Annotated in this window: 16 protein-coding genes; 10 read left to right on the top strand and 6 right to left on the bottom strand. The window is 60.7% G+C overall.

The window, feature by feature from the left end; all coding sequences use genetic code 11:
- Positions 1 to 278: 278 nt before the first annotated feature.
- The 6 genes from CKO23_RS15975 to CKO23_RS15950 all read right to left on the bottom strand — a co-directional run bounded on the left by CKO23_RS15975 (position 279) and on the right by CKO23_RS15950 (position 9118).
- On the bottom strand, positions 279 to 719 hold the full coding sequence (locus CKO23_RS15975) for a type IV pilin protein (RefSeq protein ID WP_200332811.1): 441 nt from the start codon (positions 717 to 719) through the stop codon (positions 279 to 281).
- Between the two features lie 80 nt (positions 720 to 799).
- Positions 800 to 5644, bottom strand: a complete 4845-nt coding sequence (locus CKO23_RS15970; protein ID WP_200332810.1) for a PilC/PilY family type IV pilus protein — start codon at positions 5642 to 5644, stop codon at positions 800 to 802.
- 306 nt (positions 5645 to 5950) lie between these two features.
- A complete protein-coding gene (locus CKO23_RS15965) occupies positions 5951 to 6415 on the bottom strand; it encodes a pilus assembly PilX family protein (protein WP_200332809.1) in 465 nt (154 codons plus the stop codon).
- Positions 6416 to 6552: 137 nt separating this feature from the next.
- On the bottom strand, positions 6553 to 7980 hold the full coding sequence (locus tag CKO23_RS15960) for a PilW family protein (protein ID WP_200332808.1): 1428 nt from the start codon (positions 7978 to 7980) through the stop codon (positions 6553 to 6555).
- Complete coding sequence (gene pilV, locus CKO23_RS15955) at positions 7977 to 8498, bottom strand: type IV pilus modification protein PilV (protein WP_200332807.1); 522 nt, start codon at positions 8496 to 8498, stop codon at positions 7977 to 7979. The genes CKO23_RS15960 and pilV (CKO23_RS15955) overlap by 4 nt, the downstream gene beginning before the upstream one ends.
- Positions 8495 to 9118 (bottom strand): GspH/FimT family pseudopilin, encoded by a 624-nt coding sequence (locus tag CKO23_RS15950; RefSeq protein ID WP_200332806.1) that lies wholly within the window; start codon positions 9116 to 9118, stop codon positions 8495 to 8497. Before CKO23_RS15950 ends, pilV (CKO23_RS15955) begins: the two co-directional genes overlap by 4 nt.
- A gap of 621 nt (positions 9119 to 9739) precedes the next feature.
- Here CKO23_RS15950 and CKO23_RS25725 point away from each other — a divergent pair.
- The 10 genes from CKO23_RS25725 (at position 9740) to CKO23_RS15900 (ending at position 24418) form a co-directional block, all read left to right on the top strand.
- Entirely contained in the window at positions 9740 to 10105 is a 366-nt protein-coding gene (locus CKO23_RS25725; RefSeq protein WP_242482485.1) for a hypothetical protein, read from the top strand.
- A gap of 339 nt (positions 10106 to 10444) precedes the next feature.
- Positions 10445 to 11038, top strand: a complete 594-nt coding sequence (locus CKO23_RS15940) for a GspH/FimT family pseudopilin (RefSeq protein ID WP_200332805.1) — start codon at positions 10445 to 10447, stop codon at positions 11036 to 11038.
- Positions 11035 to 11466 (top strand): type IV pilus modification protein PilV, encoded by a 432-nt coding sequence (pilV, locus tag CKO23_RS15935; RefSeq protein ID WP_346014618.1) that lies wholly within the window; start codon positions 11035 to 11037, stop codon positions 11464 to 11466. The genes CKO23_RS15940 and pilV (CKO23_RS15935) overlap by 4 nt, the downstream gene beginning before the upstream one ends.
- 2 nt (positions 11467 to 11468) lie before the next feature.
- Entirely contained in the window at positions 11469 to 12593 is a 1125-nt protein-coding gene (locus tag CKO23_RS15930; protein ID WP_200332816.1) for a PilW family protein, read from the top strand.
- Positions 12590 to 13111 carry a PilX N-terminal domain-containing pilus assembly protein gene (locus CKO23_RS15925; RefSeq protein WP_200332804.1) on the top strand — a complete coding sequence of 174 codons (522 nt, stop codon included), beginning with the start codon at positions 12590 to 12592 and terminating at the stop codon, positions 13109 to 13111. Before CKO23_RS15930 ends, CKO23_RS15925 begins: the two co-directional genes overlap by 4 nt.
- A 13-nt stretch (positions 13112 to 13124) precedes the next feature.
- On the top strand, positions 13125 to 17024 hold the full coding sequence (locus tag CKO23_RS15920; RefSeq protein WP_200332803.1) for a pilus assembly protein: 3900 nt from the start codon (positions 13125 to 13127) through the stop codon (positions 17022 to 17024).
- A gap of 190 nt (positions 17025 to 17214) precedes the next feature.
- Complete coding sequence (locus tag CKO23_RS15915) at positions 17215 to 17667, top strand: type IV pilin protein (RefSeq protein WP_200332802.1); 453 nt, start codon at positions 17215 to 17217, stop codon at positions 17665 to 17667.
- 327 nt (positions 17668 to 17994) lie between these two features.
- On the top strand, positions 17995 to 20751 hold the full coding sequence (locus CKO23_RS15910; RefSeq protein ID WP_200332801.1) for an EAL domain-containing protein: 2757 nt from the start codon (positions 17995 to 17997) through the stop codon (positions 20749 to 20751).
- Between the two features lie 185 nt (positions 20752 to 20936).
- A complete protein-coding gene (locus CKO23_RS15905; RefSeq protein WP_200332800.1) occupies positions 20937 to 23525 on the top strand; it encodes a circularly permuted type 2 ATP-grasp protein in 2589 nt (862 codons plus the stop codon).
- Positions 23522 to 24418, top strand: coding sequence for a transglutaminase family protein (locus CKO23_RS15900; protein ID WP_200332799.1), 897 nt, complete (start codon positions 23522 to 23524; stop codon positions 24416 to 24418). Before CKO23_RS15905 ends, CKO23_RS15900 begins: the two co-directional genes overlap by 4 nt.
- The last annotated feature ends 21 nt before the right edge of the window (positions 24419 to 24439 follow it).

Genomic DNA, 24439 nt, shown 5'->3' with positions numbered 1-24439 from the left:
GAATCCCCGCGAACAGTGACTCGATCCGCCCGGCCAAGCTGGGAAAATCGTTCGCCGCCAGGCATTGACGCAGCCGGTAGAGGTGCTCGCCGGTCGCCTCCCCGCGCGCGGTCAGGGCATAGAGCAGCTGCTCCGTCAAGGGCGCGGCTCGCGTGCAAGGTGTCGTTGATGAGCGTTTAATAACCCTTGCCACTCTGCGCCGCACGCGCGCGATGACGGCGCTCTCGCAGCACCCGTCGGCCTCACCACACCCCCTCTGCTGCACTGGTAAGATCGGATCATCGACGCCAGCAAGTTGCCGCGTCATAGCCGGTGGCAGCTCCAACAACGCCTTTTCTTCCCCAATTATTGACAGTCAGAGTCCCGCACTTGTCATTGGCTTGAACGCCTTGAGGTGCGGCTCGTAGTTCGAAGCCGGTAGCGTTCGGCGTTCCCTCATACACGAAATCGTATCGATTCGGCATATTCCCTTCCGCCGCACAACCCGAATCGAGCATTGGATCGGGCGTTGCGGGAGCCGTATAAGCCGAACTCCCGGTATAGCGCCGTTCCATGCGATTCGCGAGCTCGAGAAGGCAACCCGAGGCATCGGCACGCCAGGACTTGAGCACTTGCTCTTGGTAAGAAGGATAAGCGATCGCGGCCAGAATACCGACAACGGCCACCGCGATCATGAGTTCAATCAGGGTAAAACCTCGGTGCGATGCGCACTTGTGCATTGGGTTTTCCTTGCGCCAATCAGAATATGGTTTGCCCGCTGCGATCAACACGACGGCAGCGGGCGGTGGTGGCCGAAACCTCAGCGCAGCTGACGCCAACTTTGGCGCGGCGGACCACCGGGTAACTTACGCTCGTTCAATAGAATCACGTCCGTACCGCTTCCTCCTGAGGATACAGCACCACCAAAGTCCGTGGTGAATCCAATGTAAGGAACCAACGAGGTCGCGTCGGGGTTATCTGGGTCCGTGATCTTCTTGACATCATCAATGTCGAATACACCGTCTTCGTTGACATCGAAACGCGTCCAATCTGAAATTCCACCCGTCAGCGAATCGAGGATAAAAATCCAACGATAAGCGGTGCCCGCCATACAGGGATCATCCGACGCCGTGGGCACGATGCTTGTGAACACGGCTTCCCCACTGCCTGGGATGATGCCGGCCTGATAATTGATACGCTCGCCCTGCGCGCCATCCACGGGAGAAATCAAATCAACGTACCACCCGCGGTGCGTTGCCCAGCTGATCGAGTTGTTCGAGACAACCCTCCATTTTCTATCACCGATGACGTCTTCGTATAAGAACTCCTGTTTCAGCAACGCTCCACGGTAGGTTGCCGATCCACCACTCCAGGAAAGATTGCCGCTTGCGGTCTGCAGCTTTGCATTATCCCAGATGCCATAGGCTGTCTGCCCCGTTAAATTAGTCGGATCAGTTGAGCGCATATACTGACCCGTACCGAATACGACGATGTTTCCTCCATCCGGGTGCTTAGTGAAATTCACCGCAGCCGTAATCGGCTGTCGATTACCATCGACATCTTGGGCAACAAAGAGTGGGGCACCGTTCGAGGCCAGGGCAAGCGCACTGCCCGTAAAGTCGAACTTCCAGAGGTTTCCCTTCAGATCGCCCGCATAGGCTCCAGCGATATGCTTGTCGCTGTCGAGCACTAGGGCCGCTCCCGCGAGCCCATTATCGGTTTCGGTCGAAACAGTCAGTTTATCCACCAGCATCCCGGTTGCGGCATTGACAACGAACAAGGTTGCACCGGTCCCACTGTCGAAGCCGTTACCGAACACCGCAACCCATTGGCCTTTCCAATACCCAATAGCAGGTGTCGGAGACATCTGGCCGATCATGTAGCCGAGCTCCGCATAATCAGGCCCATCAAATGCGAGGTTATCGACCGGCTGTGTCGTCTCCGATATCTCCCAAAGAACATCCTCGGCCGCGAAGTGCTCGGGGTCAGTCACATCCAGCGCAAAAACAGCACGACCGCCGGCACCTAGGGTACCGATCAGGATCGATCTGTCGCTCGTTTCACCAATGGTCGCGGAACCATCCACATAATAACGATGGATATAGCCTTGGCTGGTCAGATTTCTCAGCGTTGGAAAGAGCGCGTTCGGTATATAAGCGAAGGTTTCGGTACCGTCGGCGACATCAAACGCATGCAGCATGCCGTCATTGGCGCCGACATAGAGCGTGCCAGTCGTGTCGTCGTAGACTGGATTGGAGTTCACGATGTCGCCCAGCATTTTCTCGCGCTCGCGAAAATCCGCATCGCCAGGTCCTTCGAGACTGGTATCGCCGCGCAACCATGCCAGCACATTCGCCTGCTCGGTCGCATCCGCACCCAAACTGCTTTTCTGAGCCGCACTCAGCGAAGACCAATCGAAGGCTATACCGGCCGGATCAGTATCCGCGTTGCCAGGATAGAAAGTGAAGATGGCTCTGTCGTCCGGTGCCGGCAAAGCGACGGTATCTGTGTTCCACACTTCTGTGGTCAGCTTCCCGTCGGCGCCCACGTTAGACGCAACCAACGTACCACTCCAGTCCGAACTGTCGAAGTTCGCCAGAAAAGCAAGCGTTTCGCTGTCAATCCTCACGCTATCGACAGAGATCGCGGAAGCGGAAGACTTCCCAAGCAAGATCATACTCTCGAACGCAGTTTCGAGTTGTTTCTGCAAGGTGCCTGCGTTGGTTACTAGAAAATAGTTCGGCGAGGTTTCGCCAGCAGCGAGGCGTTCATTGCCTTCTGACCCATACTTCGCAGCGTACCAAAGCGGGTTTTCCAAGACGGTAGCAACGTCGGAACCGCTGCTGACCTCAAACGTCCGTGTCGCCAAGAGGGGTAATGGATTGTCACAAGCGCTCGCGGGAGAAGCACCGGCGCAGGCGCCAGAATCGAGCCCTGCGTGGGTATCGAGGAAATAATCCGGATCGCTACCTTCACCCGTATCAGAATCACGGACCTCAAGATAGACACCGTCCTTCGTCGTACCGGAAATGGCGTAGCCCATGTGTTGAATGATGCCCCCAGCCGCATACTCCGAAGTCAACTGGACAGTGAGCGTACCGTCTTCGTTGACCTTCGCCTCGTACACGACAATGGCATCCATGTCATGATCAGCTCCTTGCTCAACGTCCTCGAAGTTGATCCGAAACCGAACCAATGCGCGTCCGTCGTTGATATCCGGATCGGCATCCGATCCGAGCGGATCGGTATTCGCAAAGGTTTCGATGAAGAAATCGACAATGGAATTGGTCGGTTGAAAAGCGCCTTCACTGACGTTGATGCTGTTTCCACCGACAGATTTTGCAAACGGCACCAGCGTTACACGACGAGCACCAACAGGAATATCGATACGCGGCAGCGGCGATGCCAGTGCGACCGCGAAGGTGTTGACGTCTTGTTTATCCTCAATATCCGCACGCAGATCATGCTCAAATGCATAGTGCGCAATAGCTGCGGAATAATAGCCGCCCTGTTTGGTGGGCTCTGAAGGCGAAAGGCCGCGGATGTTGCCGAATCCACTGACGATCTTCGCACTTGGCGCACCATCATAGTCGTCGCCAACCTGACCTATAAAATGAAGACTAGAACCGCCATGCTCGGCGTTCCAGATCGTGTTGGCTTCTGAACTGACATTAAGTCCGCTGATATCCCCACCGCCGAAACTGGCGCCATCAAACGCAGTGCCTGGCACATAGGTCGTGTCGTAGGATGGGTTGACATCACTGATCACCAACTGCGCGCCAGGCGAGCAATAGAGCGCCGCTCCCTCATCACGCGTATAGGGATCGACCCAATTCGGGGCCGGCAGATCCATTGTTGAACTTCCATAATAATCTCTCAAGGTTACCCTTTCTTTACCGGAGGTCAGTGTCGGCATGAATTCGTGAGTCGGACCGTCTTTACCCGAAAAGTAACGCAAACTCTCGTAAAGCATCTCTCCAATCGGGTTGCCCCAATCTGGGAATTGAGACGTAGAGTCGACCATGGGGGCCGTCGTTAGCCAACCGCCCTGATACTCATAACTTTTGTCTTTATTGAAATCGACAATGCGAAAGCGATCAATGGTTCGAACGATCCCGAGCGTATCCGTAAAGACACCCGAACTTAAATCGACTTCGTCCTTGAAACTTTCGATGTTCTTACGTAACACGCCGCCACGCATATTCGTTGGATGCTTAAAGGACCCGGAGATCAGACCAAAAAGCATCTCGTCTGTTTCACCGTAGCGATGTAACAGCCCAACAGGCTTCTGTGGACCATCCGGATAGGCTTTGCAATTCGGGCTGGAAAAACTCGGATCGCAGACCTTCACGCGTACGGTGTAATCAGTGAGCGTCGATGCCGGGATGCTAACCTTCCAGCGTAGATAATAGTTGTCACCACCGGTGGCTTCCTCGTGACGAAAGCGCAGGCTATGCGTACCCTCCGTCAGGTAGATGCTGTCTGAATGCGTGTTACAATTGCAATTTCCATGCCCCCCATACCAAGACCATCCAACGCGATCCAAGCCATCAATTCGGAGATCGACTGCATCATCACCATCAATAGAAAACGTATAAGTTCCCGCCGTTTTTATCGTGATCGTACCTTCAAATAAGTTCAAGTAGTTGTCACTAGTACAGCCATTGACACCCGCGAAAGGGTTTCCGCTACCGTTGATTGTGTTAACGGCCTGGCTACCACAGAGATTCGCAGTAGTTGCGTAAGTTGTCACCAACGTATCGAAGGCTGCCTTACTACCAGGGCTACTGCCGCTCTTCTTATAGACTGTTTGAGTGAGATCGAGCGCGGATGCGGGAACGACTTCCCATATGTCACCTCCAGACGTGACGCATGCCGGCCCATTGCCACCATGGAGACATTTCTCGCCCGCAACAGGCCGTTCGATCGCAACCCATTCCCAAATGCGATACTTGGAATTCTGCAATACCCGCATCAACGGCTCCTTGTTGCCGGATTTCAAAAGCGTAGTATTCGCAAAAAGGTGCCGTGAACCATTGCTCGGAGCTGAAAGCGGCGTATAGTCACTGATTTCATAGCCATCTTTCAGAACGCTTTGGTACTCCTTACCCCAACTATGCGCGTCTTGCGGGATGTAAGAGCGTTCGAGCACAGTGATACAATCGTTTGGCAGGCAATCATCGCCCTCACCGCCCTCGTCGACAATACGATGACCGCCGTAAAGCACCTTACGTAGCGCATCGATTCGCGCGGTCGTCACATAATTGAGAAAATCGCCACTCCAACGACCACTGCTGCCGCTGCATTTCTTTGAAGCAGCGGCGTTACTCGGCTCAAAGCGACCTTCGCCTGAGTTATAGGTGTAGCATAAATTGGAATCGAAATAACCGAAGTAGTCGATATCGTCAGGTTTGTAGCCAACATCGAGCAAACCATCGTCGTTGAGATCCGACGCATCGTTGTAAGCTTCGTAATACAGCGTATGGTCGCGACCCATCACCAACATTGTCAGTGGCGCAGCGGTGATATCTCCACCCATGAATAAAGGAAATTGCGCGGGCTCCGCGAACACCGACGATGAGAACGCCACGACGGCAAGACCAATGCATCGCAGCAATGAACGGAAACCTGAGCCAGGCTCACGGCTTAAAATGCTTATTTTCATCATCGGCTCCTGAACACAGAAGAAAGAAAACATGACTTAATTAAAGACTGCGTTTAAACACATTATGCATCCTCGGTCGCCAGACGAAAATCTTGGCGCTGATCATCCTTCGGACCAATCGTCTTCTGCAGGGTGGCAGGCGCAGCGCATCCCACCAACAACAGCGCGGGATTCGGCGGGCTTCGCTCTCGCTCGTCTACCCTACCGGTCCAACTGATCACCAAGGCCCAAATCGTTATCGCATAGTATCAATCGTAATCTCTGAGAAAAAAACACCAAAAGATTCCACAAGAAGCCAGAATTCATTCAATACTTTTTAAATACGGTCGACTGAACGACAACCGTCATACCTTTAGCAGACTCGGCCTTTGCCGTGACGAAGTAGAAGCCGCCGCAGGTCTCGTCATCTTCCGCCGTTCCGCTTTCATCTTCGCTCAGCTGCGGTGGTACGCGCGTTAGCACATAGACACTGCTGAAGTCCGAATCGACATCCTCACTTCCATTCCAACTTTCTACATTGTCCGGATCGGGTCTAGCGTATGTGTGACTATCGAGGAACGCACAATCCTGATTGATGACTTGAGCCTCCCCAGTCTGCAATGCGACCTCCGCACTTTGGAAAACCTCATTTCGATCGCTCGCGTTACCCGCCATTCGCTCCTGCATAGTCGAACTTTGAATCGCGGTCACACCGATAATCGTCATCAGAAGCAGAAAAATAAGACCGACGACGAGCACGACCCCGGCTTGTTGCTTGGCAAATTTTCGCATTGATCCTGTCCTGATGAGTCAATATAGCGCACTAACCGCGATTTTGGCGTCGACCATCCCCAGTGCCAACGGGATTCGGTGGACTTCGCTCTCGCTCGTCCACCTTACCGGTTCAACTGATGACCAAGGCCGGTGTTCTACGGACTGGTACCGGTCGGTGTTGTCCACTGGTCGACGCCAAGACAGGGCAGCTTATTGCGGAGAAACACCGTCGACGTAAAAACCTGGAATAGGCGATGTCGGTCTTTCGCTGCCAGAGTTGAAGCGTCAAAGACACCATCATCACCGGTATCGGGGAAAGGCGCCTTGATCGGCACATCGACGATATTACCGTGGCCCTCATCCGTACTGCCGAGCAGCAGGGATATCTTTACGGCATTGACCTCGTTCCAGTTTACGACCTGATTCGCAGGTGTATAGCCTGAGAGATCAGGACTATTAGTGCCGCCACAACTAGAGGCAAGCGTATTGGTTCCATAGAGGAACTGCAGGCCATAGACGCCGGTTACAAGCTCCTGCTCATCGCCCAGATTGCTTTTCCTGTAAAGCGACGGGATCCCATCATCGTTGTTCTTGACATAGTAAAAATTGACCTGCAAGCGGTAGAGCGCACCAATCGTATCGATTACAAGATCATTTTTATTCGCCATCCCGCAAGCAGCGCCCATGTCAATATCATTCGCGTAGCGACTGCCTAGGCTAACATTAGCGGTAGGATCGGCCGTTGCAGCATAATCTTGATTTCCGGGTGGGGCGTAATCAGAATCGCTCGCGGGAAGCGGCTTGAATTCAACCGTATCGAAACCATCACAGGGCGTGTTTACCTGGATCTTCGTGATCTGAAAGACGGTCGCATGTTCGCATGTGCTGGCGACGACGATGTCACCCGCCTTGATGTCAGCCGCACTTGCACTTAGGACTACAAGCGGCTGAGCCACCGGCGGTGTGCCCGTCGGGATATCGTTTTGGATGATTGGTATTGGCCGACCAATGACGCGACGACTGACAACAACATCATGATCACTAATCGCATTATCGATGCCTAATTCTTCGAATAAGCCTGAAACGCTGATAAAGTCAGGGGGCTCCGATGCGACAAAACCACTGCCCGTTCCATCGAAGCCTTCAATCGGCGCTTGGCTATTTAGATTGTACAACCACCAGTCGACCGCCTCAGTATCCGTGTTGGGATTTGTATCGACTGGATCGACGAGCGCAAGCGCATTGTAGATTTTATAGGTATCATCGGAAAACCCCTGCATCAGCCGCCCGGATGATCCGACTTCCGGTAGCGTTTTTTGCAGCATCAATGTGCGCTGACAACCGAGAAGTCCAGCTTGGCGCAACTCTTGGCCCATCTGCTCCAGTACATAGCGCCCGTTTTCCTGTACGGCACCCATCGCTTCATTATTGGTGTAGCTTTGCTTGCTGCCGATGAAGAGCGACAGAATTCCAGTCGTCAGGAACAAACCAACAGTCATGGCGACTAGAAGCTCAACCAACGTGAAACCACGCCGTGGGGTGATGCTGACGAAACGACAGAGATTGAGGTTCTTAGTTCTCATAGTTGAATTTTGACCTCGAATTCGTCTCGCCGGTCTTCATCGGAACCGGTCTCAGGTGTTGCGGGCGCTTCTTCATCCGGAGCCAGCGCTCGGGCTTGCGATTCGTCCCAAGATATTTTGATTGTAAGTTCGTTACCGGACTGTACGATTGAGCCTTGAGCAATACCAGTACCACCAGGGAATAGACAAGCAATGCGATTTTCCCATTCATCAAGATCATTTTCGGCAACGGAACCGGCATCCGAGCGAGAAAGTTCAATGTCACAGGCGCTCGGCGTCCGCGTTCCGATATAGTCGCTGGCGTTACCGGAATTCGCGCGGATGGCATCCGCAATCTCATACGCGAGACTTGCAGCTTGTCCTCGCTTGTATGCACTGTAGTTAAGCTTTTGTGAAATCGCCTGCAAGCCGGATAGTCCCAAAAGACCGACAGCAAGCACAAGCGCAGCAATGAGAACCTCGATGAGGGTAAATCCGCGCTGAACGTTTCTGCTCACTCTGGGGCAAGGCGTACTCATGGGCATGTTCCGGGTATGATGCGGAGGCGGCCAGTTGGAGCTATCTCAATGGTGCGTTGTTGTTCAGCGACACAGATGATCAGAGATCCGCCATCTTGGGAGTTGATTCCATCACTGCGACCGTCGCTGAGATAGCTCACATAGTTGGCAAAGTTGGCATCGCCCGTTATCACGGCCGTGTCGCTCGATGGCTGACCGACCCTAAGCATGGTTTCGGTAGTCCCGCCGCTAGCATCACGGCTGCCATTCCTGTCATCATCGACAAACACGATCCAGCCATCCTGCCAGCTCGCAGCGGCGTTGCAGGTAGGGCTGACATCGGCCATGTGGTTGGACTTGCAAACCGTGACCGTTTTGCCGCGCGAGACAGCTTCGGAACGCGCGAGCTGCAGCGCAGTCGAGAGTTCGTTCGTTAGCGACGCGGCTCGATTCGTACGGATGACGCTTTGAAAACTAGGCACGGCGACGCTGAGCAACACGGCGGCGATCGCGATCGTCATCACCAATTCGATCAACGTGAAACCAGAGGTCAACACCATTGACCTGAGCGCGGGTATCCATTGGTAGCGCCGCGTGGTTGCGGACTGAGGTCGGTTTGGCATGGCAAACGGCAGCTCCATTTTGATGCTGGATCGTCAGTCCATCGTCACGGTAAGACGAAAGGAGTGCGCGGGATTTGGCTAGTTCGACGCAGTTCCGCCACGACCAAGCGAGCCGTGTTCTGTCACTGAGTTGTGGAAACTATAGAGCAGGGTCGATCGCCGGATTGAGCGCTACTTCACACATCATGGCGAGCAACTCGACACGGGTTCGCGGCGCCGCGACAGACCTTTTGGCAGCAAATCATGTCCGTCAAGGGACACAGCCAGTGGTGTCTCCACTCGGGCTGCGATCAAGGCGCCCGTTTTCGCTTTGGTGCACCGTCGGGTAGCGGGGCGCGCGGTCCTCGTTCCGGCACACCGACGTGGGAGCAGCGGCTCGGCGGAACGGCAAATCAGGGTGCTGCGGGGTGCCGCTCTCACCAACAAAGCCTCTTGCATTCGTGGCTTGCGCTGCGCTTGGTCACGCGACGGCTTGGACTCTGCAAATGAGTACGCGCATCTAGACGATAAGCTCAACGTTGTCGACGCGAAGGCACGCGACCAGCGCGAACGGCTCCATGAGATTGAGATTCAGCTGCTGAATCATCGGATCTGCTCGCCCGCATCCTCTATGCGTGGACAGATCTCTACACTGCCCAATTGGCAGGCGGCGAGGACTGTGGCGGCCTCAAGCCACCCTCCGCTATCTGGTTGCTGGGTGAGGAGGTGCTGTGCGAGCTGTCTGAGTACGCCCACGACTTCCGCCTGCGCGATGCGCGGGGGCGTTGTTCGCTCGACCATGGCGGGATCTGGCTGCTGGAGTTGAACAAGTTCCAGGCCGAGCAGGTCGAAACCGAAGCCCAGCGTTGGCTGAGATTTTTCAAAGACGGCCATATCCAGTGGGTAGAGCAGCCACGCGACAATGCCGACCTTTGGCACGGAGGCCGATTACTCACCCGGCCGCGCCACTTTGAAGGGGAAATTGCTGGTTTGACGCGCGCCATTCGGACTAAAGAATGGCTCTGAATCGACTCCACGCGCCGATTATCAGGAAATCACGCGGAGAACAGTAAAGCCTGCGACATCGAGCAGCCAAAACGATAGAATTTCGTGTGCTGCGCTAGCACGCTAGAAAGCATGCAAAGTTGTTCGAAGCGGTCAGATAAGACTGCCCTCAGCTGCTTGAACGGTGCCGTCAATGAAACGCTCACGACTAGATCTTGCCTCCTTCATATCCCAGGCTCAACGCCGTGTGACGAACCATGCGACGGTGGGCGCGGCAACCCCCTTCCTCCTCGGCGCATCCCGCGCGATAGCGCTTGACTCCCTTGTGTCGCCGAACGCTTCGGTGCTGTGAGTGCCCCCATGTCATCAGCGCGTTCCATCCGTGAGTGCCGCAACAAGGCGCGACGGGGTGCGCTGATCGGTTTCACCCTCATCGAACTCCTCGTCACCATCTCCGTGCTGGCCATTCTGGTCGCGCTTGCGGCGCCGGGATTCGAGAACATCATGACCAACAACCGCGTGACCGGCGCCACGAACGAGTTGAGCGCGGCGCTGAATCTCGCGCGCTCGGAAGCGATCAAGCGGGGACGCACGGTCACGGTCTGCAAGTCATCCGATACGGCTGCGGCCGTCACCGCGACCACCCCCGCCTGCGATACGGACACGGCAGCAACTTGGCCAGACGGTTGGCTAATCTTCGTCGACCAGGGAACTCAGGGAACACGCGACGGCGCCAATGACGATCTCATCCGGGTTGGCCAGCCTTCGACGCGCAACCTCATCCAGACGGGTAGCGATTTCGCCGAATTCATTAGCTTCTTCCCCAACGGATCCAGCTCGGCAAGCGGCGTCCTCGCCAACGCAACCCTGACGCTCTGCATGACGCCGGCGCAACGGCAGATCGTCATCAGCCGGACCGGCCAGATCCAGATCATCAGAGGCACCTGTCCATGAGCATGCATGCGTCAGTCTCAGGATGGTACCGACAGCGCGGCGTGACCTTGCTCGAAGTGCTCATCACCATGGTGGTGCTTTCCATCGGGTTGCTTGGCTTCGCCGCCTTGCAGACGGTTTCGATGAAGAGCAATCGGACCGCGCTCTACCGCAGCTACGCCACCACCTATGCCTACGACATCCTCGACTGCATCCGAGCCAACCGAGCAAGCGCGGGCGCCTATGCCGTCTCTGTCGGAACCGCCCCACCAAGCTCACCGACGACTGTCGCTCAGCGAGACCTCGGCGACTGGCTGACCGGCTTGGCGGCAAACATGCCGAACGGCTTGGGCGGCGTCGCGATTGCCGGCAACGCCGTCACCATCACCGTCCAATGGGACGAAAGCCCAACCGACACCAAGTCGTTCACGACGAGCTCCAGCTTCTGACCATGAAGACACGCGTCTGGAACAGCACTGGCACCAAGCATTCGCAGACGGGCTTCAGCCTCATTGAGCTGATGATCGCCATGGCGATCGGCCTGGCCCTGATCGCCAGCATCGGCTACGTCTACCTCGGCGCCAAGAGCAGCTACAACAGCATGGAGGCGCTGGCGACCATTCAAGAGACGGCGCGATTCACCTTCGAGTACATGGGCGACGACGTGCGCATGGCCGGCTACACGGGCGGACCGGCGAATGGCGGGACACCGGTCAACGCGGTCAACGCGCCGAGCTTCGATCCCAATCTGATCGATCTCTTTCAGACCCCACTCATTGGCTACGAGCAGGGCGGGGGCTACCCCAGCGGATTGAGTCCAGCGCCGCTCGCGACCACGGATGCGGTCACTGTCGTGCATGCGGATTCGGATCGAGAATTCAGCCTCTGCCTGCCCGCGGATACCGTCGCCACCTGCGTCGCCAACAACCCGGCCGGGACCCTCACGTCAGCCGGGACTTTCACGTTGCGTTTCACCACCTGTCCGACCACGGGACTTCCGGCGGCGGGCGAGATCATGGTCGCCTCGGACTATACCCACTCGGCCCTGTTCCAGGTCTCCGCCGCCGGCAGTTGCAGCGTCGGAACAATGGCGCTGACCTATGACACGGCGACCGCAACCCCAGGCAATTCGACGGCAGCCCTCGGCGCCTTCTCGGGCGCCATTCAGGCGCGCAAGATCTTCCCGCTCAAGGCATCTACTTACTATGTCGCGAACAACGCCAGCGGGGTGCCAACGCTGCACCTCCAAGAGCTCACCGTCTCTGGCGGCGCCGCGACAACGCAGACGACCGAGCTGGCCCAATGGGTCGAGGACATGCAGATCGAGTACGGCGTCGATATCGACGCCACTCCAGATCAGAGCGTGGATGACTACTATGACGCAGACGACGTCAATGCCGGCTCCAATGGCTCGACGACGATCCCCGGCGCTGCCGCCGACCGCTGGCAGCGCGTGCTCAGCGTGCGCGTCACCTTGAGCCTGACCTCGCGCCAGGACGTCAACGTCACCACCACGGGCACCGCGCTGACCAAGCAATTCACCAACACCTTCGCCGTGAGGAATCGCCTGCTGTGAGCACTCGACGCCCCTTCGCCGACTCCGAGCGCGGGGCGGCGCTGATCGTTGCCCTGATCTTCCTGGTGGCGCTCACCCTCCTGGGCACCAGCGGCACCATGAACAACACCATGCAGGAGCGCATGGCCAGCAACACGCGCAATCGCGATCTGGCCTTTCAGGCCGCCGAGCATGCGATCGAAACCGCTGAAACCTGGATCAACAGCCAGACCATCGCAAGCCTGCAGACAGCGGCCACGACAACGGCAAATGACGGCGTTCGCGACAACGGCGAGCAGCACGCGAACGATCTCGACTACTGGAGCAGCACCTTCAACTGGGGATCGACCGACTTACGCGTCCCGAGCACCCTAGCGGGCGTCGCAACGCAGCCCAGCTACCTGGTCGAGCGTATGCCGAGCGGAAGTTGCCCCGGCAATGCAACTGCGACTTGTGAGTTCTACAGGGTCACAGCCCGAGGCATCGGCGCGGAGACGCAGGCCGTCGTCATCCTGCAAACCATGTACGCCATCAACTGAGGGAGTCACCGAGATGCGTCGAATCGCCTGGAAGAGACTATTGAAGACGGGGCCTGCTCTCGCCGCCGGCATGCTCTGCTCCTCGATCGGTATGGCGGTCCCGCTGGACATCCCGAACACGCCGCTCTTTCTCAGAAGCCTGGGCGTCGATCCCAACCTGATCATGACGCTCGACGACTCGGCGAGCATGATGTCGGCTTTTCTGCCGGAGGACTGGCGTGTCGGCAGCACGGCCACTTGCTCGCCGAGCTGCATTAGCTCGGGCGGTTTTCAAGTCCGCTACGTCGGCACCAATCGGTTCAAGTCGTCCGACTTCAACGCGATGTACTACAACCCCTTCGTCCGCTATCGCCTCCCCACGCGCCCGGACCAAGCCGCCACCTATTACTCCACCTCCTTCAGCGCAGCCAAGCGCAATGGATTTCTCGCATCGTCGTCGACACTGAATCTGGCCTCCCAGTATCGAGCCCAGGTCGATTTCACGATCGAAGGCGGCACGGATACGACCGCTGACGTCAGCGGCACCCAGGCTTACTACTATCGCTGGTGCGCGAGCACGGATCATCCACTTACCTGCCCCAGCAGCTGTGACGGGACCAAGGACGACGAAGATTGCTACATCAAGATCGACGTCAGCGCGACATCCGGCCCATCCTCGGAGATCGGCGCCGACGAGCGTCAGAACTTCGCCAACTGGTACTCCTTCTACCGCACGCGCTCGCTCGCAACGGTCTCCGCCGCCATGCAGGCGATGGGAAAGGTCGAGCTCGGCGAGCTGCGCTTCGGCTGGCAAACCTTGAACTGCTCCGAGGGTGGACTGAACTGCTGCAATACGCTGCCAAACAGCGGGACCTGGAACTGTAAAGCGCGCAATAGCACCGACCCCACCACAAACTTCGACAACCGCATCCGCAACTTCGACAGCGGCCACCAAGCGCGCTTCATGAACTGGCTGGAACACACCGCGCCGCCGACCCCGTCCATCGACACCGGAACCCCACTGCGCACGGCCCTGGCTCGGGCGGGCGAGTACTACAGAAACAACGGTGTCTACAGTCCATACGCCGAAGACCCGCAGGTATCGACAGGGACGGAGTACAGCTGCCGCCGCAACTTCCACCTGCTCATGACGGACGGTATCTGGAACGGTGCCCTGCCCTCGCCCAGTGCCGGGAACTTCGATGGGTCATCCCACACCATGCCGGACGGCACCAGCTACACCAGTCGACCGCCTTTTGCGGACAGCCAATCCGACACCTTGGCGGACTTCGCCGCCAAGTATTGGGGCACCGACCTGCGCGACGGCGGATCGGACAATTCAGGCAGCTGCACTGGCCCGACCTGCAACACCCTGCTCCCCTACAAGCTCGACACCGCCACCCCCTTGACGCTCACGACCGATGCGCAGATCCAGGACTACATCTATTGGAACCCCAAGAACGATCCAGCGACCTGGCAGCACATGACCAACTTCACGGTCAGCTTGGGACTGAGCGCGATCATGACGAACCCCGCCTGGGGCGGCAGCACCTTCGCGGGCGACTATTCGGCCCTGCTCGCAGGGACCAAACCATGGCCAACGCTCAGCCTAACAACGGATGATCCTCTGAAGGTCTACGACCTCTGGCACACTGCCATCAACAGCCGCGGCAAGTTCTTCAGCGCCGACGATCCTGACAGCCTCGCGGCGGCCTTCGAAGACATCCTGGATACCATCAGCGCCGTGAGCAGCCCCAGCGGCGGAGCCGGGTTGAGCGCCGATTCGACGGGCGTGACCACCAACACGATCGGCACGCTGACGGCGAGCACCCTCGTCTTCGAGGCCACCAACAACGCGGACTGGAGCGGCAAACTCCAGGCCCGCAACATCAACTTGACGGACTACAGCTTGGGCAGCGTCGTCTGGGATGCCGGACAGCGCATGCCGGCGGCGCCCGCGCGCAACATCTTCACCCTCAATGACAGCGACAGCGGCGAGACGCTCACGGCCGCTAGCTGCTCAGGTGCACTCGGCACGGCGCTCGACCTCGACGCCGCGGGCGCCTCCGACGGCCTCTGCGAACAGCGCATCAATTGGCTCAGAGGCGATGCGCGCGTGCAGGATGCGCAATGCTCCGGCACAGGAACGCTGCAAATCACCGCGACCAATCACGGCTTCCTCGTCGATGACGCGGTGACGATTTCGGGCATCATCACCGGCGCAAGCACATCCGCCCGTTACAACGGTGCCTTCAAGGTGCTCTCCGCCAGTACGGACACCTTTGACGTCAGTGTCGCGGGTGGGTGCGAAACGCCGACATACGCCGGTGGCGGCCGGGTGCGCTACACCGCCTTCCGCGACCGCAATGGCAACGTCCTCGGCGATATCCTGGGCTCGGATCCCGTCTATGTCTCCAACGACGACCACGGCTACGGCGGCTACGGCGGCGGATCTATGGTCCTCAACGGCAGCGGCAGCTATAGCGCCTATGTTGCCGGGAAGACGACCAGACCACCCATGCTCTATGCCGGCGCCAACGACGGCATGCTGCACGGCTTCCGCGCCGACCAGGGCTTCGCAGATTCCGGGGTGGAGAAGCTCGCTTACGTGCCGAGGGGCGTCTACGACAACCTGAGCGCACTGACCGATCCGGGCTACGCGCACAAGTTCTACGTCGATGGTCCCATCGGAGTCGGTGACGCCTACATCGGTGCCGCCTGGGGGACCTACCTCGCGGGCAGCCTCGGCGCCGGCGGCAAGAGTGTCTACGCCTTGGACATCTCCAGCCCAACGACTTTCACCGCCGCCGATGTGCTGTGGGAATTCAGCGACGCGAACGACCTGGGATTGACTTACGGCAAGCCGCAGATTGCGGCGACGACGGACTCGCAGTGGGGCGTGATCTTCGGCAACGGCTATAACAGCGCGAACGAGCACGCCTACTTCTATGTCGTGGACCTCGCGAACGGCAATCAACTCGCCAAGGTCGCGACCAACACGCAAGACACCAACGGTCTCTCCGCCCCTTATCTTCATGACAGCACGGGGGACAAGATCATCGACGTCGCCTACGCGGGCGATCTTCGCGGAAACCTGTGGAAGTTCGTCAACAGCTCGGGCACTTGGTCGCTCGGCAATGCTGGGCTGCCCCTGTTCACGGCAAACAGCGGTCAGGCGATCACATCCAGACCCAAGGTCGCCGCTCATCCCGACGGCGGCCTGCTCGTCTATTTCGGAACGGGCAGTTACCTCACGGACGACGACGCCGCGAGCAGTGACCAGCAGTCTTTCTATGCCATTTGGGACAACGGAGTCGCGGGGACGGTGAGCCGGTCCGACCTACAGGGACAGAGCATCATCCAGACAACGACCTTTTCGGGCTATTCGGTGCGCACCACGACGGACAATCTTCCAAATTGGTCGACCCAGCGCGGCTGGTATCTCGACCTGACGGTTGACGGCTCCAAGCCTTCCGAACGTGTCCTATCCACCCCCTTGGTCCTGGAGTTCATTTCGGCAAGCGTCCCGGACCGCATCCTCTTCGTCACCAATACGCCGACGGACGACCCCTGCGGGAGCGGCGGAACGACCTGGCTGATGGAGTTGGACCTCATCACAGGTGCTCGCACGGCGACGTCGGTTTTCGACTTCAACGGGGATTACGGCTTCGACGACAGCGACCTGATGGACACGGACGGCGACGGCGTAGGCGATACGGCTGTCAGTGGCATTGCACTGCCCACCAGCTATGGTATGACCGGCGAGCCGCTCGTGCTCGAGACCGCCAACCCGAACCGAACTCAGGGCGGATCGCTGCTCATCAAGGAATACTCGGGCACAACGGGGGTCAGTGGTCCGGGAGGGGCGCCGCTTCAGCAGGGTGAAGGGGGCGGCGGTCGTGTCCAACGCATCTATTGGCAGCAGATCCAGTAGCGTCGTCTCCGCCAGGCGGGCTGCTTCGATCAGCAGCGCTCGGAGCTGGTCGAAGCAGGGATGATGGGCACGCCCGGCGATCCTCGGCGCACCCAACGAAGCGCATCGCGCGGGCTTTGCCCATCCTACGCGCTCGGAACCGACGGTCTGCTGCTTCCCGAAAATCAGTTTAGCGTTAGGAAAGAACAGCATGCGGAATCTGAACACGCGAGGAAGGGGCGGCTTCACCCTGATCGAGGTGATGATCACGGTCGCCATCGTCGCTATCCTGGCGGCCATCGCTTATCCCTCCTATACGGAATACGTCCTGCGGAGCAATCGCGCCGATGCCAAGGCGGCGTTGCTGGAGGATGCGCAATTCCTGGAGCGCAACTATACCGAAACGTCGCCTCCGACCTACGCGACGGACACGGCCGGAAACGCCGTCACGCTGCCGATCACCCAATCCCCGCGCAGCGGCACCGCGCTCTACACCCTCTCCGCCACGACCCTAACCGCCACGACCTTCACCCTCACGGCAGCCCCCGTTGCCGGCGGCCGAATGGCCGGCGACAAGTGCGCGAGCTTCACGCTCAACAACTTCGGCCAGAAGGCATTGAGCGGCACCCCGACCGCGACGGTTCAAGACTGTTGGGCGCGGTAAGTTGCTGGCGCGATAACGGCTTGCGGGCACCGGTCCCGCGATTCCCCGCGCCGTCGGGCAAGCGCTCACAAGCTGGCAGGGGGCGCCCGCCCCAACGCGACGTGACCGACTGACAACCTTCGCTTGACGCGGACCATGGCTCGCCCTCATTGTCTCGATCGGGCGACGTGTACACACTTGAATAAACTTCGCGTTATACTCAGCACTCGATCGCCGTAACCCGTGGCTGATGCTTGGGTTGTTGGGACCGGCAAGGGTCCTATCCGCCACCCCTTTCGCCCTTGTTTGCTCTCGCTGGAATCCATGTCACTGCTCGCGGCGCTGCCAATGAGCGCACTCACGCTGGACCAGGATCTCTCCGTCCACTCAGCCGATCCCGTCTTCCTGGATTTGCTTGGCTACAAAGACGCGGATGTCGTTGGACGCAGCTTCGCCGCCCTGATCCTGTCCGGCCAGACCGCGGGGCTTGTCGAGCTTCTGGACTCAGAGGCGGATCAGAGTCTCGAACTCGACCTACGTTTCATCTCGGCGCGCGGTGGCTCGCTGCCGGCCAGTGTCGCCATCTCCAAGGTTGCGGACCTCCCCACGGGCGAAGCCCGGCGACTCTCGGTGATTCTGCAACGGCTGGATCGTGAGTACGCCTTGCAGCAGATGCTGTGGCTCGACGAGGCGCTGTCCCTGGCGCGCGCCGCGAACTGGGAGCTGGAGATCGCGACCGGCCGCATCCTCGCCTCGCAGAACTGGTTCCTGCTGTGGGGCTTGAGCCCCGATGACGAGGTGACGGTCTCACAGACCCTGCAACGGGTTCACCCGCAAGACCGCACCCTGGTGGAGTCCGCCATCCGCCAGGCGATCGATGCCACGGGCGCCTTCCACATCCACTTCAGAATCCAACGCCCGGACGGGCAGCTGCGTTGGGCCGAGTGCACGGGGCGCCGCTATCCGGACGACTCCGGACTCGCCGGCCGAATGGGCGGCGCGGTGCTGGATATCACGGAGCAGCGCGCGGCCGAGCAGGCGCTGGCGCGCTATGCCGACATCGTCTCCGCGACCTCGGACCGCATCGCCTTCATCGATCGCGGCTGTCGGATCCTGGCGGCCAATACCGCCTTTCTGACACGCATCGGACGGCCGCGCGAGGCGGTGATCGGGCTGACGTTGGTGGACGCCTGCGGCGAGGGCGCGCTGACGGCCCTGATCTATCGCAACCTCGGGCGCTGTCTCGACCAGGGCGACAGCATCGTCGAGGACATCCGCGAGGCCGACGCCACGGCCGCCGAACGCGACGCGGAGGTGCGACTCTTCCCGCACCGGGACGAGCACGGCTGCGTCACGGGCGTCGCCGTCAATGTTCGGGACGTCACCGCCATGCGCGACGCCGAGCGTCGCCTGCTCCAGTCGGCCGCCGTCTATGGCGCGACCTCCGAGGGCGTTCTCATCACGGACGCCTCCGGCACCATCGTCAGCGTCAACGCGGCCTTCACCCAGATCACCGGCTACGCGGAGTCGGAGGTGCTGGGCCAAAAGCCCAGCCTGCTCAACTCACAGTGGCACAGTCGCGGGTTCTTCGTCGGCATGTGGCGCCGCCTGCTGCGTCAGGGGTCGTGGCAGGGCGAGATCTGGAACCGACGCAAGGACGGCGAGATCTACCACCAGCGCCTGACGATCCGGCGCATCGACGACGCCCGCGGCAAGCTGGTCAATTTCGTCGGCGTCTTCGCCGAGCGCACCAGCGCCCCAGACTCACCCCATCGCACCGAACAGACCATCCACTACGACGCCCTGACCAAGCTTCCCAACCGGCTGTTGTTCGAAGCCCAGCTGGAGCACGCCATCAAGCTCGGGGGCCGCAAGGACGCCCCCCTCGCCGTCTTCATCCTGGACCTGGACCACTTCTCCCACATCAATTCCAGCCTGGGTTACAAGATCGGCGACGATCTGCTGCGCACGGTAGCACGCACGCTGCGTGAGGCGATCCGGCCATCCGACACCCTGGCCCGGCTGCGCGGCGATCAGTTCGGACTCCTCATCGAAGAGGTCAGTGACGGCGACGAGGTGACCGACATCGCCAAGCGTCTGCAGGAGGCCATGCGTACGCCCATCTGGGTGCACAACCACCTTCTGCATGTGAACATCAGCATCGGCATCGCGCTCACCGCGGGGCTGGAGGATGACCACAGAGCCATGATCACCGAGGCCGAATCCGCGCTTCGGCAGGTCAAACGCCAGGGACGCAACGGCTTCCACATCTCGACGACGGCGCCCAACGAGGCCCAGGCAGAGCGCCTGCGCTATCTGGAGCTCTTGAAGGCCGATCTGAGCCGGGGCGATCTCAAGCTCCTCTACAGGCCGGGCGTCGACATGGAATCCGAGGTCTGCGATTACGTCGAAGCCGTCGTCCACTGGGAAACCCGCGAGCTGGGTGCGATCCCGCCGGAACGCATGCTCAGCATGGCGAACGAGATCGGCCTCATGGTCGATATCAGCGACTGGGCGCTGGAGTCCACCTGCCGGCAGCTCCAAAGCTGGCTCGCGCGAGGCCTGCCGGTCCGCTCCCAGACGATCGGCATCTGCGAACCGCAGCTCACGCAGGGCGACCTGGTGCGCAAGGTCGCGCGGGTGCTGGAAGAGAACCCCCTGGTGGCGCCGCGCCTGGTGCTGGAGTTCAGCGAGTCATTGTTGGTCAAGCACCGCAACCAGATCGCGGAGGTCTTCCAGGGGCTCAATCAGCTGCGCGTCGGCATCATCCTGAACGAGGTGGGCCTCGGCTGGACCGCGCCGGCGGTGTTGCAGCGCCTGCCGATCAAGGGGCTCAAGATCCATCCGACCTTCATCGCGGCGCTGCCGGATTCGGCGCACGAGCTGGCCGTGGTCGAGGCGCTGATCGCGATGGCGCAATCCCTCCATCTCGACATCCTGGCCGACGGTGTCCGCACCGACGAGCAGAAGTATCAACTGATGAACCTGGGCTGCAGCCGCGCGCAGGGGGATATGTTCAGCGAGCCCCTAACCGCGGCCCGGTTCGAGGCCTGGATCAGCCCCAAGGACCAGCGTCGCAAGCCGCCCGAGCCGCTCAAGAGCTGAGCGGGCACGCTGGGCGCCCCAAGCCCATCGGCTCGGCGGACCCATGCCGTCTTGACGGGACGCTGAGCCCGAGATCTGGACCCAGTGATGCGTGACCGGTTGCCGGTTCCTCGACGACCCGCCTTGAATCCCCCCTGCTTGACGTGTCTAATCGGGGGTCCGCGCACCGAACGAGTCCTCACCCAATGCCTTTAGCCGACCTGGCGCCCCCGCCCGACCAACCGAGTCTGGTGGACGCTTACGCCCCTTTAGCGGGCTGCTACGACGAGATGCGCACGGCCGAGGGGGAGGTGCGTCCGCACTGGCAGTATTTCCTCGACGCGCTGCGGACCCTGGGACCCGCCGGCATCGAGGAGCGCTGGCGCGAGGCCTCGCGCCTCATCCGCGACAATGGGGTCACCTACAACCTGCACGGCGATCCGCAGGGGATGTCACGCTCCTGGGAGCTGGACCTGCTGCCGCTGATGATTCGCAGCGAGGAATGGGCCGAGCTGGAGCGCGGCCTCATCCAGCGCGCGGAGCTCTTCAACCTCATCCTGCTCGACCTCTACGGCCCGCGCGACCTCATCCGACTGGAGCTGCTGCCGGCAGAGCTGATCGACGGCCATCCGGGCTACCTCCTGCCCTGCCATGGCATCGAGATCCCGGGCGGACGGCCGCTGGTGCACTATGCGGCCGACCTCACGCGCCTGCCGGACGGGCGCTGGCGCGTGATCGGGGACCGCACCCAGAGCCCCCCGGGCGCGGGCTATGCGCTGGAGAACCGGGTGGTGCTCTCGCGCGTACTGCCGAGCCTGTTCCGCGACTCGCATGTCCACCGGCTGGCCGGTTTCTTCCGCTCCATGCGCCGCACCCTCACGCAGATCGCCCCGCAGCGGGCCGAGGATGCACGGGTCGTCTTCTTGACCCCTGGACCGCAGAACGAGGCCTATTTCGAGCACGCCTATCTGGCGAATTACCTGGGCTACACCCTGGTGCAGGGTGGCGACCTCTCGGTGCGCGACGGCGCGCTCTGGCTGCGCACCCTGGGGCGGCTCGAGCGCATCGACGCCGTCCTGCGCCGGGTCGACGACATCTGGTGCGACCCGCTGGAGCTGCGGGAAGACTCCTTCCTCGGCATCCCCGGTCTGGTGCAGGCCGCGCGCGCCGGCAACGTCACCCTGGCCAATGCCCTGGGCAGCGGCGTGCTGGAGCACGACGCGCTCATGGCCTTCCTGCCACAGCTCTGTCAGCACCTGCTCGGCGAGGAGCTGGTGCTGCCGGACATCCCGACCTGGTGGTGCGGCGACCCGGCATCACGCGAGCACGTGCTGGACAATCTGGACCAGCTCCTCGTCAAGTCGATCTCCGGTCCCTCCAGCCAACCCTTCCTCGCACCGGGCACCATGAGCCCGGAGGCACGCAAGAAGCTCGCCCAGGCGATCCAGGCGCATCCCTCGCGCTATGTCGCGCAAGAGCGCATCCAACCCTCGACCGCGCCGGCGCTGATCGGCCAGCACCTGGAGCCACGCCCCACGGTGCTGCGCACCTTCCTCATGGCCGAGGACGACGGCTACACCGTGATGCCCGGCGGACTCGGCCGCGTGACCTTGGGGAACGAGAGCACCGGCGTCTCGAGCCACCTCGGCGGGCTGGGCAAGGACGTCTGGGTGCTCGCCTCGGAGCCGGAGCGCCAGGAGAGTCTGTTACCGGCGAACGAGATGCTGATGACGCCCGCGGTGGTGCAGGAGAGCGCCGTCTCCAGCCGCGTGGCGGACAACCTCTTCTGGATCGGTCGCTACGCCGAGCGCGCCGAGGGACTGGTGCGTCTGCTGCGCATCACCATCTTCAAGTACGCCGAGCGCAGCGACGTCCCGCTCGCCAAGGCGGCCTCCTCCTGCCTGCGCCCGCTGCTGGAGGCGCTGACGAATCAGACGCAATCCTTCCCGGGCTTCGTCGGCGAGGGGTCCGAGAAACGTCTGCGCGAGCCCGTCCCGGAACTGCTCTCCCTGATCTCGGACCGCAATCGGCTGGGCAGCCTGCCGCAAACACTGCAAGCCCTCGGGCAGGCCGCCTACTCGGTGCGCGACCGCCTCTCCGGCGACACCTGGCGGGTCATCGGCAACATCGAGTCGCTGCAGGCGAGCCTCTCCGAGCATCCGCCCGCCCAGTTGTCCCAGGCACTCGACGAGCTGGACCCATTGGTCACCGCGCTCGTCGCCTTCTCCGGGCTGAGCCAGGAGAACATGACCCACAACGAGGGCTGGCACTTCCTGGAGGTCGGCCGGCGACTGGAACGCGGCGCGGCCATCGCCAGTCTCTTGCTCTCAACCCTGGTCCCGACCTCACCCGAGCAGGACGAAAACATGGTGATCGAGGCCGTTCTGGGGATCACCGACAGCGTCATCACCTATCGCCGGCGCTATCGGGGCGGCACGCGGGTCGGCGCCCTGCTCGACCTAGTCTTCCAGGACGAAGGCAATCCGCGCGCCCTCGCCTACCAGATCGTCATGCTCCAGAAGCTGGTCACCGAGCTCCCGCGCGGCGATCTGGCAGTCGGACGCACCGCGGTCGAGAAGCTGGTGATGCGCAGCCTGACCGACATCCGGCTCGCGGAGATCGACGCCCTCATTCAGGTCGAGAAGCAAAGCGAGCGGCGGGTTGCGCTGGCGCGGATGCTGGTCGAGCTCACCGAGCAGCTAGCGGCCATCTCGGATGCCATCACTGGCCAATATTTCCGCCACGAGGAGCAGCCACACAGTCTCCTGCGTCGGACCGGGAGCCCGACGCCATGAAGTACCGCATCCATCACGTCACGCGCTATCAGTATGCCGAGCCGGTCTCGCTCTGCCACAGCATCGCGCATCTCAAGCCGATTCAGACCCGCACCCAGCGCTGCCTGGCGTCGAGCGTGCGGGTGGATCCCTGGCCGTCCGTGAGTCGCGAGCACGAGGACTTCTTCGGCAACCGCGTCAGCTACTTCTCCATCCAGCAGGCACACAAGGCGCTGGAGGTCACGGCCACCAGCGAGGTGGAGATTACCCCCCTACCCCCGCCAGAGGCCGACCGTACACCGCCCTGGGAAAACGTGGCCGAGCGTCTCTACGACAAGGGCGACGGCATGATGACGGATGCCCGCATCTTCAGCCTCCCGTCGGCGCACATCCCGCTGGAAGCCTCCGCGACTCAGTATGCGGCCGTCTCCTTCACCAAGGGTCGGCCCATCCTTGAGGCGACGCGGGATTTCATGGGCCGAATCTTCCGCGAGTTCGAGTACGACCCAGCCTCGACCACAATCGCAACGCCAATCGCGGAGGTTATGGAAAAGCGCCGCGGTGTTTGCCAGGACTTCGCCCATGTCGCCATCGCCGGCCTGCGCGGGCTCGGCCTGCCGGCCCGTTACGTCAGCGGCTATCTGGAGACGCTGCCGCCGCCAGGCCAAGTCAAGCTCCAGGGCGCCGACGCCTCGCACGCCTGGTTCTCGATCCTGCTGCCGGATGTCGGCTGGATCGACTTCGACCCGACCAACGACCAGCTCTCGTCCGAGCAGTACATCACCACCGCGATCGGCCGCGACTTCCAGGACGTCACGCCGCTGCGTGGGATCTTCTATGGCGGGGGGGCGCACGAGCTGCTGGTCGCAGTCGATGTGAACCGCGTTCCCGAGGAGGCGGAAGCGGTGGCTTGAGGGAGTCGGCGCCGTGTCACG

This window comes from Thiocystis violacea (assembly GCF_016583565.1).
Classification (GTDB): domain Bacteria; phylum Pseudomonadota; class Gammaproteobacteria; order Chromatiales; family Chromatiaceae; genus Thiorhodococcus; species Thiorhodococcus violaceus_A.
The sequence above is the reverse complement of the archived record's forward strand: the minus strand, read 5'-3'. Positions and strand labels throughout refer to the sequence as shown.

Excerpts from the sequence above, each read along its gene's own strand:
- CKO23_RS15975 (WP_200332811.1), bottom strand. The coding sequence starts at position 719 with ATGCACAAGTGCGCATCGCACCGAGGTTTTACCCTGATTGAACTCATG.
- CKO23_RS15970 (WP_200332810.1), bottom strand. The coding sequence starts at position 5,644 with ATGAAAATAAGCATTTTAAGCCGTGAGCCTGGCTCAGGTTTCCGTTCA.
- CKO23_RS15965 (WP_200332809.1), bottom strand. The coding sequence starts at position 6,415 with ATGCGAAAATTTGCCAAGCAACAAGCCGGGGTCGTGCTCGTCGTCGGT.
- CKO23_RS15960 (WP_200332808.1), bottom strand. The coding sequence starts at position 7,980 with ATGAGAACTAAGAACCTCAATCTCTGTCGTTTCGTCAGCATCACCCCA.
- pilV (WP_200332807.1), bottom strand. The coding sequence starts at position 8,498 with ATGAGTACGCCTTGCCCCAGAGTGAGCAGAAACGTTCAGCGCGGATTT.
- CKO23_RS15950 (WP_200332806.1), bottom strand. The coding sequence starts at position 9,118 with ATGGAGCTGCCGTTTGCCATGCCAAACCGACCTCAGTCCGCAACCACG.
- CKO23_RS15940 (WP_200332805.1), top strand. The coding sequence starts at position 10,445 with ATGTCATCAGCGCGTTCCATCCGTGAGTGCCGCAACAAGGCGCGACGG.
- pilV (WP_346014618.1), top strand. The coding sequence starts at position 11,035 with ATGAGCATGCATGCGTCAGTCTCAGGATGGTACCGACAGCGCGGCGTG.
- CKO23_RS15930 (WP_200332816.1), top strand. The coding sequence starts at position 11,469 with ATGAAGACACGCGTCTGGAACAGCACTGGCACCAAGCATTCGCAGACG.
- CKO23_RS15920 (WP_200332803.1), top strand. The coding sequence starts at position 13,125 with ATGCGTCGAATCGCCTGGAAGAGACTATTGAAGACGGGGCCTGCTCTC.
- CKO23_RS15915 (WP_200332802.1), top strand. The coding sequence starts at position 17,215 with ATGCGGAATCTGAACACGCGAGGAAGGGGCGGCTTCACCCTGATCGAG.
- CKO23_RS15910 (WP_200332801.1), top strand. The coding sequence starts at position 17,995 with ATGAGCGCACTCACGCTGGACCAGGATCTCTCCGTCCACTCAGCCGAT.
- CKO23_RS15905 (WP_200332800.1), top strand. The coding sequence starts at position 20,937 with ATGCCTTTAGCCGACCTGGCGCCCCCGCCCGACCAACCGAGTCTGGTG.
- CKO23_RS15900 (WP_200332799.1), top strand. The coding sequence starts at position 23,522 with ATGAAGTACCGCATCCATCACGTCACGCGCTATCAGTATGCCGAGCCG.